The 12,863-nt window shown below is 71.2% G+C and carries 12 protein-coding genes and 1 pseudogene; 7 read left to right on the top strand and 6 right to left on the bottom strand.

All coding sequences use genetic code 11. The annotated features are described in order from the left end of the window. Positions 1-9: 9 nt before the first annotated feature. Positions 10-1,656, bottom strand: coding sequence for a glycosyl hydrolase family 18 protein (locus tag ACQPZ4_RS48870; RefSeq protein ID WP_433052921.1), 1,647 nt, complete (start codon positions 1,654-1,656; stop codon positions 10-12). A 174-nt stretch (positions 1,657-1,830) separates the two neighbouring features. Between ACQPZ4_RS48870 and ACQPZ4_RS48865 the strand changes: the two genes are divergently transcribed. Together ACQPZ4_RS48865 and ACQPZ4_RS48860 are read left to right on the top strand one after the other, a co-directional pair. Further along, positions 1,831-2,430, top strand: coding sequence for an HAD family hydrolase (locus ACQPZ4_RS48865; RefSeq protein WP_433052918.1), 600 nt, complete (start codon positions 1,831-1,833; stop codon positions 2,428-2,430). Positions 2,431-2,505: 75 nt separating this feature from the next. Then, the gene (locus tag ACQPZ4_RS48860; RefSeq protein WP_433052915.1) at positions 2,506-2,904 is read left to right on the top strand and encodes a cold-shock protein; all 399 of its coding nucleotides are present in this window, start codon (positions 2,506-2,508) and stop codon (positions 2,902-2,904) included. A gap of 132 nt (positions 2,905-3,036) precedes the next feature. Here ACQPZ4_RS48860 and ACQPZ4_RS48855 read toward each other — a convergent pair whose 3' ends face one another. The 3 genes and pseudogenes from ACQPZ4_RS48855 to ACQPZ4_RS48845 form a co-directional block, all read right to left on the bottom strand. Next, the gene (locus ACQPZ4_RS48855; protein ID WP_433052912.1) at positions 3,037-3,855 is read right to left on the bottom strand and encodes a 1,4-dihydroxy-6-naphthoate synthase; all 819 of its coding nucleotides are present in this window, start codon (positions 3,853-3,855) and stop codon (positions 3,037-3,039) included. A 957-nt stretch (positions 3,856-4,812) separates the two neighbouring features. Next, positions 4,813-5,505, bottom strand: coding sequence for a futalosine hydrolase (locus tag ACQPZ4_RS48850; protein ID WP_433052909.1), 693 nt, complete (start codon positions 5,503-5,505; stop codon positions 4,813-4,815). 617 nt (positions 5,506-6,122) lie between these two features. After that, positions 6,123-7,637, bottom strand: a pseudogene (locus ACQPZ4_RS48845) (MFS transporter); the annotation flags it as partial. A 143-nt stretch (positions 7,638-7,780) separates the two neighbouring features. On the opposite strand from ACQPZ4_RS48845, the gene ACQPZ4_RS48840 reads away from it, so the two are divergent. Continuing rightward, positions 7,781-8,632, top strand: coding sequence for a DUF3027 domain-containing protein (locus ACQPZ4_RS48840; RefSeq protein WP_433052906.1), 852 nt, complete (start codon positions 7,781-7,783; stop codon positions 8,630-8,632). Continuing rightward, on the top strand, positions 8,619-9,326 hold the full coding sequence (locus ACQPZ4_RS48835; protein WP_433052903.1) for a helix-turn-helix domain-containing protein: 708 nt from the start codon (positions 8,619-8,621) through the stop codon (positions 9,324-9,326). Before ACQPZ4_RS48840 ends, ACQPZ4_RS48835 begins: the two co-directional genes overlap by 14 nt. On the opposite strand, the gene ACQPZ4_RS48830 is transcribed toward ACQPZ4_RS48835, so the two are convergent. After that, a complete protein-coding gene (locus ACQPZ4_RS48830) occupies positions 9,311-9,694 on the bottom strand; it encodes a VOC family protein (protein WP_433052900.1) in 384 nt (127 codons plus the stop codon). The two genes, ACQPZ4_RS48835 and ACQPZ4_RS48830, sit on opposite strands and share 16 nt — an antisense overlap. 10 nt (positions 9,695-9,704) lie before the next feature. After that, positions 9,705-9,950, bottom strand: coding sequence for a DUF2530 domain-containing protein (locus ACQPZ4_RS48825; protein WP_433067073.1), 246 nt, complete (start codon positions 9,948-9,950; stop codon positions 9,705-9,707). 120 nt (positions 9,951-10,070) lie between these two features. On the opposite strand from ACQPZ4_RS48825, the gene ACQPZ4_RS48820 reads away from it, so the two are divergent. The 3 genes from ACQPZ4_RS48820 (at position 10,071) to ACQPZ4_RS48810 (ending at position 12,672) form a co-directional block, all read left to right on the top strand. Then, positions 10,071-10,511: a MarR family winged helix-turn-helix transcriptional regulator gene (locus ACQPZ4_RS48820; protein ID WP_433067070.1), complete on the top strand. Its 441-nt coding sequence runs from the start codon at positions 10,071-10,073 to the stop codon at positions 10,509-10,511. Next, entirely contained in the window at positions 10,508-11,815 is a 1,308-nt protein-coding gene (locus ACQPZ4_RS48815) for an MFS transporter (RefSeq protein WP_433052897.1), read from the top strand. The genes ACQPZ4_RS48820 and ACQPZ4_RS48815 overlap by 4 nt, the downstream gene beginning before the upstream one ends. A gap of 77 nt (positions 11,816-11,892) precedes the next feature. Continuing rightward, on the top strand, positions 11,893-12,672 hold the full coding sequence (locus tag ACQPZ4_RS48810; protein WP_433052894.1) for a maleylpyruvate isomerase family mycothiol-dependent enzyme: 780 nt from the start codon (positions 11,893-11,895) through the stop codon (positions 12,670-12,672). Positions 12,673-12,863 lie beyond the last annotated feature (191 nt).

The raw sequence follows: 12,863 nt of genomic DNA, 5'->3' as shown, positions 1-12,863 counted from the left end.
AGGGTTCGCTTACTTCAGACCGCCGCTCACCGCGGAGATCAGCTCGCCGTTGCTCGTGTCGCCGGAGAGCTCCCAGAAGAAGGCACCACCGAGGCTCTGCGCCTTGGCGTACGCCATCTTGCTGTTGATCGTCGAGGGCGTGTCGTAGCTCCACCAGTTGTTCCCGCACTTGGCGTAGGCGGTGCCGCCGACGGTACCGGTGACCGGGCAGGAGTTCTTGAGGACCTTGTAGTCCTCGATGCCGGCCTCGTAGGTGCCCGGGGCCGCGCCGGTGGCGGTGCCGCCCGGAGCGGACTGGGTGACGCCGGTCCAGCCGCGGCCGTAGAAGCCGACGCCCAGGAGCAGCTTGTTGGACGGGATGCCCTTGCTCTTGAGCTTGCTGATCGCGGCCTCGGAGCAGAAGCCGGCGGTCGGGATGCCCGAGTAGCAGGACAGCGGGGAGTGCGGGGCCGTCGGGCCCTGCGCGGCGAAGGCGCCGAAGTAGTCGTACGTCATCGGCATGAACCAGTCGAGGTTCGCGGCCGCACCGGCGTAGTCGGTGAGGTCGATCTTGCCGCCGTTGCTGCCGTCGGCGGTGATGGCCGAGGTGACGAGCTTCGACGAGCCGAACTTGGCGCGCAGCGCGGCGATCACGCTCTTGTAGGCGTTCGGGCCGGAGCCGTCACACTGCAGGCCACACGCGTTCGGGTACTCCCAGTCGATGTCGATGCCGTCGAAGACACCGGCCCAGCGGGAGTCGTTGACCAGGTTGTAGCAGGAGTCGGCGAACGCGGTCGGGTTCTGCGCGGCCTGCGTGAAGCCGGCCGACCAGGTCCAACCGCCGAACGACCAGATGACCTTGAGGCCGGGGTGCATCGCCTTGAGCTTCTTCAGCTGGTTGAACGAGCCACGCAGCGGCTGGTCCCAGGTGTCGGCGACGCCGTCGACCGAGTCGGCCGCGGTGTAGGCCTTGTCGTAGTCGGCGTAGCTGTCACCGATCGAGCAGCGCCCGCCGGTGGTGTTGCCGAACGCGTACAGGATGTGGGTGAGCTTGGCGGCCGAGCCGCTCGTCTCGATGTTCTTCACGTGGTAGTTGCGGCCGTAGACGCCCCACTCGGCGAAGTACCCGACGACCTTCTTGCTGCCGGTGGCCGGCGGCGTGGTCGTGGTGGGCGGCGGGGTGGTCGGCGGCTTGGTGGTGCTCGTCGGCGACGTGGTGACCGGCGGCGTCGTCGGCGGCTTGGTCGTGGTCGGCGGGGCGGTGGTCGGGGAGCCCCCGCTGCACGCGACGCCGTTGATCGTGCAGTTGGTCGGCGGCTTGGCGCCGGAGCCGTTCATGCCCCAGCTGAAGCTCGCGCCCGCGGCCAGGGTCGGGCTCCACGACTTGTTCTTGGCGACGTAGTGCTGACCCGAGCGGGTCACGTCGGCGTCCCAGAAGCTGGTGATCTGACCACCCGCGGGCAGGTCGAACTCGAGCGTCCAGCCGTTGACGGTGCTGGCGGTCCCGTTGGTGATCTTGTAGCTGGCGCCCCAGCCGGAGCCCCAGTCCTGGTCGACCGTGAACGTCGCACTGAGGTTGCCGGCGGCATTGGCGGTAGTCGTGACGATTGGCACGACGGCCCCCGCGACCGCCAAAGCGGCGGCGACGATGAGGCCGTTGCGGACGGATCGTTTCATCGCGTCTCCTGGATGGTCTCTTAGGAAACTTTCCTAAAAGTTGTGATGACGGTAGTGGTCTGGATCTCACCCGTCAATAGGAGTTCGTGGTTGTATTTCGCTGGCGTACCCACTGTGACCTGGGCATCCTTAAGGGTGTCTCAACAACCGGTTGTCATTGGCTTTGACCTTGACATGACGCTCCTCGACACCCGGCTCGGCGTCGCCGCCACCTGGCGCGCGCTGACCGCAAGCACGGGGGTCCATGTCGACGCCGACCTCGCCGTGAGCCGCCTGGGCCCGCCGCTCCGCCTCGAAATGGCGGAGTGGTTCCCCGCCGAACGCATCGAGGAAGCGGTCGGGATCTATCGGGCGCTCTACCCCGACCACGCCATAACGCCCTCGGTCGCCCTGCCAGGGGCATTAGCAGCATTGGCCGCGGTACGGCGTGTGCCCGCCCAAATCGTCGTGATCAGCTCGAAACTGGGGCGCCTCGTCGAGCTCCACCTGGCGCACCTGGGTATCGAGGTGGACCAGGTGTACGGCGACGTCTTCCACGCCGGAAAGGCCGAGGTGCTCCGCGACATCGGCGCGGCGCTCTACGTCGGCGACCACGTGGCCGACATGCAGGCCGGCGTCCTGGCCGGCATCCCGGTCGTCGGCGTCACGTCGGGCCCCTGCTCGGCCGAGGAACTCGAAGCGGCCGGGGCGACGGTCGTCTTCCCCGATCTGTACCCGTTTCCGGCGTTTCTCCAAGGCATGATCTCGGTTGGAAGTGCCGTTTCGGGTGACTAGCCTTGGTGTGCAATCCCGGGCGCCCGTTGACGCGGCTCGCTCGGGACCGGGTCCGACACTGGGGAGCAGGGCAGCGTGCCGACGGGTCGAGTGAAGTGGTACGACCAGGAGAAGGGTTTCGGATTCCTCACCAGCGACGACGGTGGAGACGTCTTCGTGCACAAGGCGGCGCTGCCGTCGAATGTGGGTGAGTTGAAGACCGGTCAGCGGGTCGAGTTCGGGGTGGTCGAAAGCCGCAAGGGCAGCCAGGCCCTGCAGGTCAAACTGCTCGAAGCCCCGCCGTCGGTGACCGAGGCCCGGGCGGTGGCGAACCGCCGCCCGCCTGAGGAACTCCACGGCCTCATCGAGGACATGATCAAGGTGCTGGAGGCCAAGATCCAGCCCGACCTCCAGCGCGGCCGCTTCCCCGACCGCAAGACCTCCCGCACGGTGGCCGAGGCCGTCCACCTGGTCGCACGGGAGCTAGAGGTTTAGCCGCTGTCGCAAAAAACGAAGGGCCCGCCGTGTGTACTGCACGACGGGCCCCTTTTGCTTTGCAAGCTCTTCTCGCGGCGTGGTTTCTAGGCCTTCACCAGCGGCGTTTCTAGGCCTTCACCAGCGGCGTTTCTAGGCCTTCACCAGCGGCGTGGCCGGCACGAGCCCTTCGGCCGCAGCCCGGTTGAGCAGCGCGTCAACGGCCGCGTGCCCGTCGGGCCCGAGCGAGGAGGTGAACTCGTTGACGTACAGGGCGATGTGCTGATCGACGACCGCCTGCTCCATCTCCTGAGCATGCTCGAGCACAAAGTCCCGGCTGACCCGAGGGTTCTCCCACGCCAGGCGAACCGACTCCTTGATCCAGGCGGTCGCCTGCTCAGGATCGACCCGATCCCGATGCGCGAGAATCGCCCCGAGCGGAATCGGCAGCCCGGTGTCGCCCTCCCACCACTCGCCAAGATCGGCCAGCGCGTGCAGCCCATACCGCTGGTACGTGAACCGAGCCTCATGAATCACCAGCCCGGCATCAAACTTCCCAGCCGCCACCGCCGGCATGATCTCGGCGAACGGCACAACCTCGATCCGCGCCGGCGGCGCCGAGGCCGACCAGAGCCGCATGAGCAGGTACGCCGTGGTCCGATCCCCAGGCACCGCCACCGTCTTGCCCTCGAGTGACGCAACGCTCTGGTCTTTCACCAGAACGAGCGGCCCACACCCCCGCCCGAGCGCCCCACCACAGGGCAGCAACGTGTACTTGTCCAGCAACCACGGCAACGCCGCGTAACTGACCTTGACCAGATCAAACCGCCCACTGAGCGCAGCGGTATTGGTGACGTCGACGTCGGCGAAAGTCACGTCGAAGTCAGGCGCCCCCGGGACCAGCCCATGCGTAAGCGCGTGGAAGACGAACGTGTCATTCGGACACGGCGAAAAGGCGAGCGAAAGCGTCACAAACCCGAATCTAGCCCTCACGGCCGAGCCCGCACCCCGAGTAACGAAACCCCAACTGTGACCCTCGCGACTCTGCCGCCCCACGACCGACTCCGGCCCGACGACCGACGGCGGCCCCCTCTGGTCCGGCGGTGGCGCGACTTGGCGGTGGCGAGGCGGCCCGGCAGCGGGGACTTCGGCAGTGCACCGAGGGCGGCGGCCTCTGGTCCGGCGGTGGCGCGACTTGGCGGTGGCGGGGCGGGTCGGTGGCGGGGACTTCGGCGGCGCACCGAGGGCGGCGGCCTCTGGTCCGGCGGTGGCGCGACTTGGCGGTGGCGGGGTGGGCCGGTGGCGGGGATTTCGGCGGCGCGCCGAGGGCGGCGGCCTCTGGTACGGCGGTGGCGCGACTTGGCGGTGGCGGGGTGGGCCGGTGGCGGGGACTTCGGCGGCGCGCCGAGGGCGGCGGCCTCTGGTACGGCGGCGGCGCGACTTGGCGGTGGCGGGGCGGGCCGGTGGCGGGGACTTCGGCGGCGCGCCGAGGGCGGCGGCCTCTGGTACGGCGGTGGCGCGACTTGGCGGTGGCGGGGCGGGCCGGTGGCGGGGACTTCGGCAGCGCGCCGACGGCTGCGGTCCGACGACTGACCGGTGCTGCGGTTCGAAGGCTGATGGCGGTGACGGGCTCGCGTCTGGCGGATTGGCTGGGTCGCTCGGCCGTGGTCAGCGGGCCGACCCTGGCCGCTGTGGCGGATTCATGTCTGGCGGGTCGACTCGCTCGGTGCTCGGTGCTCGGTGCTCGGTGCTCGGTGCTCGGTGCTCGGTGCTCGGTGCTCGGTGCTCGGTGCTCGGTGCTCGGTGCTCGGTGCTCGGTCAGTGGTCCGTGAAAGCGGTAGGTGCCTCAGCGTTCAGCGGCCGGCGAGCCTCGTGAACACCTCGCGCAGGGAGGCGAGGGGTTCGTGGTCGGCGGGCCGTGGTCAGCGGTCAGCGGGCGGCGAGGGTGGCGAACACCTCGCGCAGTGAAGCGAGGGCCTGCGGGATTCGCCAGGCGCCGCGGTCGCGGGGGCCCACGGCGTTCGAGACGGTTCTGATTTCGCCGAAGGCGGTGCCGGGCCAGACTCGGGCCGCGGAACCTACGCCGAAGCCCTCCATGCCCTCGGCCACGGCGTCGGGGTGGCGTTTCTGCACTGCCTCCTTGGAGCGGGCCGAGCCGGTCACCGTCGACACCGTCAGGATCGGGCCGCCGACCGCCTCGGGGAGGGCCTGCCGCAGCGTACGCAGCAAGGTCGGGTCGGCGTCGCAGCGTGCCGAGCCGAAGCCCAGTTCGTCGACGCTCTGGAAGCCGTCCTCCGACTCTGCGCCCAGGTCGGCGGCGATCGATTCGGTGGCCACCACCAGGCCGCCGATCTCGACCCGGCCCGCGAAGCCGCCGGCGATGCCGGCCGAGAGGACCAGGTCGAACGCGGGGCCGAGGTGTACGGCCGTGGTCAGGAACTGGGCGGTCACGGCCGCGGCGGCCGCGGGGCCCACGCCGCAGGCGGTCACCACGACCGGCGCGCCGGTCTCGAGGGCGTCGGGGGACTGCCCGGCCAGGCCCAGCCCGGCCAGCACGCTCTCCCGTTCGGCGTCGACCGCGGTCACGATCAGTGTCCGCGAGTACCCCAGAAACGGCCTCATCGCTCGTCGTCCTCCAGCCGTGCCGTCGGATCGGTCCCCGACGGCCGGTACAGGGTGTACCCCGGCGGCGCCAGCGGCGAACCGTCCTCAACCTCCACGGCGGGCATCTTCCTCGTCTCGGTCGTCTTCCGCACGTCGTTCGCGGTTTCGGACCCGGTCGAGCGTCCCCCGGCGCCCGACGACCCTGCGCCCGAGGACCCCGCGCCGCCCGTGGACCCCGCGCCGCCGGAGGACCCCGCCCCGCCGCGGGCCGACGATCCCGGGCCGCTCGAGGACGACGACCTGGCGCCGCCCGCGGCCGAAGACCCGGCACCGCCCGCACTCGACGACCCCGCACCGGCCGGAGCCGACGACCGGGCACCGCCCGAGGCTGACGACCCCGACGCAGGCGCGGCCGCGGGCTGGGAGCCCCGCCGCTTGCCGAAGCCGAACCGCCGCTTCCCCTGATCCTCCGGCGCGGTGGCCGGCCGGGGAACCGTCGTGCGCTCGCCGCCCGAGGCCGCGCTGGGAGCCGTCCACGGTGCGGTCGGAGCGTCAGATGTAGAGGAAGGGCCAGAAGCCCGCGAACCACCGGAAGCGCCAAACCCACCAGCGCCGCCCGAGCCGCCTCGGCCGCCCGAAGCGCCTGGACCGCCCGAGCCGACCGGACCGCGCGAGCCGCCCGAAGTGCCGGGACCGCCCGAAGCGCCTGGACCGCCCGAGCCGCCCGAAGCGCCGGGGCCGCTCGAACCGCCCGGGGTCGCCGGCGTGGCGACCGTCGTGGCGTCGCTGTCGGCCACGTCCGGTGGGGCGCCGCGCAGCCTCTCCTTGCGCAGCACCACGGCGGAGTACAGCGCCCGCACCGCCCCCAGCGTCACGAACGCCGCGGCCACGATCAGGCCCCACTGGCCGCCGAACGGGATGAGGCCGACCGCGCCGCCCAGTACCCAGGCGATCATGAGCAGGGTCTCGGAGTGGGCGAACGCGCTGGCCCGGACGTTCTCGTCGATGCGCTCCTGGATCGAGGCGTCCACGGCCAGCTTGGCCAGGCCGCTCGCGATCGCCGTGAACAGGCACAGCAGCGCCACCATGCCCAGCGAGTTGCGGTCGGCCGCCAGGATCGCCACGAACGCGGCCAGCACGATGCCGATGGCCTGCAGGAGCGCGGGGCGGTGGATGCGCAGCCTGGTGCCGATGGCCGTGGCGAGGAACGACCCCACCCCAAGGGCGCCCGCTACCACGACGACCGCCACCTGCTGCGAGAGGTTCCAGGCCAGCAGCCGTACCGGCAGCGTGCCCTCCTTGATCGCGAACGCGAGGTACAACGTCAGGAAGCCGAACAGCGCTCGCAGCGTGGCGCTCCCGAGCAGCGCGGCGATCACCACGCGGCCGCTGAGCACCTTGCGCCCGCCGAGCGCGCCCTTGAACAGGCGCGGGACGGTCTCCGGCGGGTCGGAGTCGGCTCGGGGCGGCAGCCGCAGGGCGGTCACCATGCCCCAGAGGAACACCAGGATCGACACCCGCAGCGGCCACTGCGGGCCCCACTGCCCGGCGAGCAGCCCGATCGGCAGCGCGATGGCGCCCGCGAAGGTCCCGAAGACGGAGGCGCGCGCGCCCGCCTCGGACAGGCCCAGGCCCGGCGGCAGGACCCGCGGTACGGCGGCGCTGCGGGCCACCCCGTAGGCCCGGGACAGCACGAGCATGCCGAACGCGGCGGGATACAGCGCCCAGCTCGACAGGTGGTCGGAGAGCATGAAGGCCAGGAAGGCGCGGCCCAGCATGGTCACCGCGAGCGCGTATCGCCGGCCGTGGCGGAACCGGTCGAGCACCGGCCCGACGACCGGGGCGAGCAGGGCGAACGGCACCATGGTGATCAGCAGGTAGAGGGCCACGCGGCCGCGGGCCTCGCCGGCTGGTACCGAGAAGAAAACCGTCCCGGCGAGACCCAGCGCGACCAGGGCGTCGCCGGCGCAGGAAGCCGCATGCAGGTCGAGGAGGCGCAGCATGCCAGCCTCGCCGCCCGCCCCGCGCTCGCGCACGCGGAGCAGGTTGCGCCCGAGGAACCGGCCCGCGCGCGTGGTGCCCACCGTCGCGACCCGTGCCGCGCGCACGGTGGTCACCACGGTCTGCGCCACTCCTCGAATCACCGACATGCCACCATCCTGAACCATGGGTACGACACTTTCCGTACCCGCGCCGCGGCGCCCTGCTCAACGCGGGCCAGGAGCGTGATCAACGCGGAAGAGAAGAGCGAAGAGAAGATCGGTACGGGGCGCCGTGCTCAACCTGCGCGGCGATGAGCAAGAATGGACCCGTGACTGCCTCGACTGCACCCACGCGAGGAAGCGGCCGCGCCGCCAAGCCCGACCAGGTCCTGACGGACGCGGTCGAGGTCGCGCTGCAGGGCCTCGATGTCGTCGATCCCGACCACATCGGCGCCCATCTCGGCGTCGTGGCCGAGGGCGAGCGGCTGGTCACGCACTTCTTCGAGTGCGGGCTGCCCGGGTACCGCGGCTGGCGCTGGGCCGTCACCGTGACCCGCATACCGCGCAGCAAGCAGGTCACGATCTGCGAGTCGACGCTGCTGCCCGGCCCCGAGGCCCTGCGCGCGCCCGAGTGGGTGCCGTGGCAGGAGCGCCTGCAGCCGGGCGACCTGGGCGTCGGCGACCTGCTGCCGACCCCGCCGGACGACCCGCGGCTGCAGCCCGGGTACGTGCAGTCCGACGACCCGGCCGACGACGAGGTCAACCGCGAGATCGGCCTCGGCCGCGCCCGGGTGATGTCCCGGGACGGGCGGCTGGAGACGGCGCAGCGCTGGTACGACGGCGATCGCGGTCCGAACGCGCCCATCTCGGTGGGCGCCCCGGCCGCCGCCCGCTGCGGCTCGTGCGGCTTCTACCTGCAGCTGGCCGGGTCGCTGCGGCTGGCGTTCGGGGTGTGCGGCAACGAGTACGCGCCCGACGACGCCCAGGTGGTCTCGGCCGACCACGGCTGCGGCGCGCACTCCGAGGTCCTCGTGGAGCAGGTCCAGGCGGTCGACGAGCTGCCGACGGTCTTCGACGACAGCGAGGTCGAGGAGGTCGCGGTCGGCCACGCGCCCGGCTCCGTGGACGGCGACGAACCCGCCGAACCCTATGGGCACGGCTGAGTTCGGGTACATCGAGCGAGCGTCGCGGCTGCGCGGCGCCGTTGTATGGAGCAAGCGTTCGCGCCGGGACGGTCCCGCGCGTATCCTTCCCGACGGCTGCATGGACGTCATCCACAGCGACGGTGAGCTGTATGTCGCCGGTCCCGACACGACGGCGCACCTGTCGTGGAGCCACGCCGGCCAGCGATCCGCCGCGGTGCGATTCGCGCCCGGCCAGGGTCCGGCGCTGCTCGGGGTGCCGGCGTGGGAGTTGCGCGATCAGCGGGTACCACTGCGGGCTCTTTGGTCTGAAACGACGGTGCGCCGGTTGACCGAACGGCTCGACGAGGCCGCCGACCCCGGCGCCGTGCTCGAGTCCGTGCTGCTCGCAATGGCCGCCGACCGGGAGCCGGACCCGTTGGCCCCGCGGCTGACGGCCCGCCTGCGCGCCGGGTGGACGGTGGCCGGGATCGCCGCCGAGGTCGGGTTGAGCGAGCGGCAGCTGCACCGGCGGGGGCTGGCGCTGTACGGCTACGGCCTCAAGACCCTCGGCCGCATCCTCCGCCTGCAGGACGCGTTGGGCCTGGCCAGGGGCGGTGTCGCGTATGCCGCGGCGGCCGCGAGTGCCGGGTACGCCGACCAGGCCCACTTGGCGCGCGATGTGAAGGCGCTGGCCGGAGTACCGATGCAGGCTCTGCTTCAGAGGGCGGCGTAGAGCTCGACGCTGTTGCCGTCGGGGTCGTGCAGCACGGCGTAGCGCTGGCCCCAGAACGCGTCCCAGGGCGCCTTGTGGCCGTCGTGGCCGGCGGCGGCGAGCTCACCGTACACCCGGTCGACCTCGGCGGGCGACGAGCACTCGAACGCGAGGCCGATGCGGCTGCCGCCGGTCGGCGCGGACCATTCGGGCATGAACGAGCGGACCGTCTCGACGGTGTCCCAGCAGAGCTTGACGCCGCCGTCGAGCACGTGTTCCACGTGCGGGCTCTTGTCCTCCGCCTCGGGCACGTCCAGGCCCAGTCGGCGGTAGAAGGCGAGCGCGCGCGGCATGTCGGCCACGACCAGGCCGAATACGTTCAGTCTCATGGACCCCAGGCTATGGGGCGGTCGGCGCGTCCGTCTTGAACGAATCGGACGCCGCCTGCTCCCGGGCTCGGCGCCGCCGCCGGTTCCGATCGTGCACGACCATCGCGGTCAGGCCCGGAATGCCCCAGATCGCGCCCGCGACCGCGATGCCGAACCAGTTGCCGTGCCCGTGCGCGGCCAGGTCGTCGCGGAACGGGAGCATGACCAGCAGGGCGATGAGCCACAGCGCGATGCCCACGACGGCGAAGGGCACCATCGGCGGGTCGAGCGGCTTGGGCGGCGTGGTCACGCTGCACACGGTACCTCCTGGTGCCGCGCGTGCGTGACCGATGGCACAGGTCGTTAGCCATGCTCATTAGGTAAGCTAACTATCGTGATGGTTCGAGTGCCCAGACTCGCCGCCGCCCAGCTCGCGGCGGCCCTTCGGGACAGCATCACCCGCCTCAACCGCCGCCTGCGTCAGGCCCGCCCCATCGGCGACCTCACGATCACGCAGCTGTCGGCGCTGACCAGCCTGGAGCTCAACGGCGCGCTGACGCCGCGGGAGCTGGCCGAGGTCGAGCGGGTGCAGCCGCCCACCCTCACCAAGATCGTCGCGAAGCTGGAGGACCGCGGTCTCATCCAGCGCTCGCCGCACCCGACCGACGGGCGGCAGGTCATCCTCGCCGCCAGCGAGTCGGGTCGCGCCGTCGTGGCCGAGCACCGCCGCACCCGCGACGAGTGGTTGGCCAAGCAGCTCATGGCCCTCACCCCGGAGGAACGAGAGGTGCTGACCAAGGCCGCCGAGATATTGGGGAGGATCGGGCGCAGCGCATGATCGGCACCACGTTCGGCTCGTTACAGGTTCGCAATTACCGTCTGTTCACCATCGGTCAGCTCATCAAGCTCCTCGGCACCTGGATGCTGTTCACCGCGCAGGACTGGCTGGTCCTGCAGCTCTCGGACAACTCCGCATCCGCGCTCGGCGTCGTCACGGCGCTGCAGTTCACGCCGGTACTCCTGCTCACCCTCTACGGCGGCCAGCTCGCCGACCGCTTCGACAAGCGGCGCCTGCTGCTGTTCGCCAACGCCGCGTCCGCCGTGGTGGCCACCCTGCTCGGCGTGCTCGTCGTCATCGGGATCGCGAACCTGTGGTGGGTCTTCGTGACCGCCGCGCTCTTCGGCGTCATCAGCGCCATCGAGACCCCGGTCCGCCAGTCCTTCGTGTCCGAACTGGTCGACAAGGACCTGCTGCCCAACGCGCTGTCGCTGTCGTCGGCGACCTTCAACACCGCGCGCATCGTCGGGCCCGCCGTCGCCGGGGTGATCATCGCCCTCCTGCACGACAAGACCGGCCCGATCTTCCTGCTCACGGCCGTCCTCTGCACCGCGCCGCTGGTTTCCTTGGCGCGAATGACACCCGCCGAGTTGTACCGCGTGGAGCGCGACGCCATCGCCGCCAGCGAGGCGAGGACCGTGGACGGTCTGCGGTACGTTTGGCAGCGCCCAGACCTCAGCCTGGCCATCCTGCTCGTCTTCGTGGTGAGCCTGTTCGGGTTCAACTTCCAGCTGACCCTGGCCGTGCTGGCCCGCGTGGAGTTCCACGTCGACGCGAAGTACTTCGGCCTGCTCACCACCGCGATCGCGATCGGCGCCCTCGCCGGTGCCCTGGCCAGCTCGCGGCGGCGCGCCCGACCGTCGGTCTATCGCGTTCTGGCGGCGGCCATCCTGTTCGCCGGATTCGAGACGCTGGTCGGATTCTCGCCGAATTTCGTGACCGCGGTTGTACTGCTGGTGCCGACCGGATTCTTCATGATCTACTTCGCGCAGGCGGCGAACCAGCGGGTCCAGCTGGGCACCGACGCGGCCTTCCGGGGCCGGGTCATGGCGCTGTACGTCCTGGTCTTCCTCGGCAGCACCCCGATCGGCTCCCTCGTCATCGGCTGGTGCGCGGAACAGTACGGCCCGCGCTCGGGCGTGCTGGTGGGCGGCGGGATCTCGCTGGTCGCCGCGGTGGTCCTGGGCGTACTGCAGCTGCGTCGGGCCGGCGGGCGCATCCACGTCGCGCTGCGGCCGCGCCTGAACGTGCACGTCCACGAGCGGGCTTCGGGGGTGCCGGCCGTCCGGCCGGCGGTTCGGTAGAACTTCGTCGCGGCGGCCGCATCTTGATGGTGCGGCCGTCGGCGTTTTTGTCGTACCTGTGTGGTTGAGTCACGGGCATGGAGCGATCGCGACTGTTGCAGTGTTTGGCCGCCGACTACATGCGCCTGCGGGACGTCGCGGGGGCCGGTCTGACGGCCAAGGTGCCCACCTGCCCGCTGTGGACCGTGGGCGATCTGGTGCGCCATGTCGGCCTGGTGTACCTGCACAAGGCCGAGGTCATGCGGCTCGGCTCCTGGCCCGATCCGTGGCCGCCGGAGATCACTGACGACCCGATCGGCCTGCTCGACCGCGGGTACGGTGCGCTGACCCACGAATTCTCCCGCCGCCACGACGGCGACCAGGCGACGACCTGGCACGCGGCCGACCAGACGGTCAAGTTCTGGATCCGGCGGATGGCCCAGGAGACGCTCATCCACCGCCTCGACGCCGAGATCGCCCACAACGCCGACCCGGCCCCGATCCCCGACGACCTGGCGGCGGACGGGGTGGACGAGGTGCTGGAGCTCTTCATCGGCTACGGCTCGACCCAGTGGACGGACGACTTCGAGCAGCCGCTGGCCCAGGCCAAGGGGCATGTGGCCGAGATCCGGATGCTCCCGTCCCGCTGCTGGCAGGTCCAGGCCACGCCCCAGCACGTGCTGGTCACCGCAATCGACGATTCCGTCACGACGCCTCCACCTTCCGCGACGGTAACGGGCTCTCCGGGCGCACTTCTGCGATGGCTTTGGGCACGCGAAACGAACCCAACGACCGATGTGCATCAACCGATCGAGGTGAAGGGTGACGAGGAGGCAATCGCGGAGCTCCGGACTCTGCTGAGGGCCGGGACGCAGTAAGCCCTTCCCGGGCGGGCCCCGGGAACCTGGCGGTGACGGCTGAGCAGGCGACGACGAGGGGGCGGCGCCTGCTCGGCCTCACCCACCGACGGCACGGCGACCGCGGGCGGGGCCGGCCGGGGGTGGCCAGGGCGCGGGCGGGCAGTGGCCAGGTCAGGGCGGGGCAGGGCCAGGTCAGGGCGCGGGGCGGG

Source organism: Dactylosporangium sp. CS-033363 (assembly GCF_050942475.1).
Taxonomy (GTDB): Bacteria; Actinomycetota; Actinomycetes; order Mycobacteriales; family Micromonosporaceae; genus Dactylosporangium.
The sequence above is the reverse complement of the archived record's forward strand: the minus strand, read 5'-3'. Positions and strand labels throughout refer to the sequence as shown.

Coding starts and splice junctions, on each gene's coding strand:
- ACQPZ4_RS48870 (WP_433052921.1), bottom strand. CDS start 1,656: ATGAAACGATCCGTCCGCAACGGCCTCATCGTCGCCGCCGCTTTGGCG.
- ACQPZ4_RS48865 (WP_433052918.1), top strand. CDS start 1,831: ATGACGCTCCTCGACACCCGGCTCGGCGTCGCCGCCACCTGGCGCGCG.
- ACQPZ4_RS48850 (WP_433052909.1), bottom strand. CDS start 5,505: ATGAGGCCGTTTCTGGGGTACTCGCGGACACTGATCGTGACCGCGGTC.
- ACQPZ4_RS48840 (WP_433052906.1), top strand. CDS start 7,781: ATGAGCAAGAATGGACCCGTGACTGCCTCGACTGCACCCACGCGAGGA.
- ACQPZ4_RS48835 (WP_433052903.1), top strand. CDS start 8,619: ATGGGCACGGCTGAGTTCGGGTACATCGAGCGAGCGTCGCGGCTGCGC.
- ACQPZ4_RS48830 (WP_433052900.1), bottom strand. CDS start 9,694: ATGAGACTGAACGTATTCGGCCTGGTCGTGGCCGACATGCCGCGCGCG.
- ACQPZ4_RS48825 (WP_433067073.1), bottom strand. CDS start 9,950: ATGGTGCCCTTCGCCGTCGTGGGCATCGCGCTGTGGCTCATCGCCCTG.
- ACQPZ4_RS48820 (WP_433067070.1), top strand. CDS start 10,071: ATGGTTCGAGTGCCCAGACTCGCCGCCGCCCAGCTCGCGGCGGCCCTT.
- ACQPZ4_RS48815 (WP_433052897.1), top strand. CDS start 10,508: ATGATCGGCACCACGTTCGGCTCGTTACAGGTTCGCAATTACCGTCTG.
- ACQPZ4_RS48810 (WP_433052894.1), top strand. CDS start 11,893: ATGGAGCGATCGCGACTGTTGCAGTGTTTGGCCGCCGACTACATGCGC.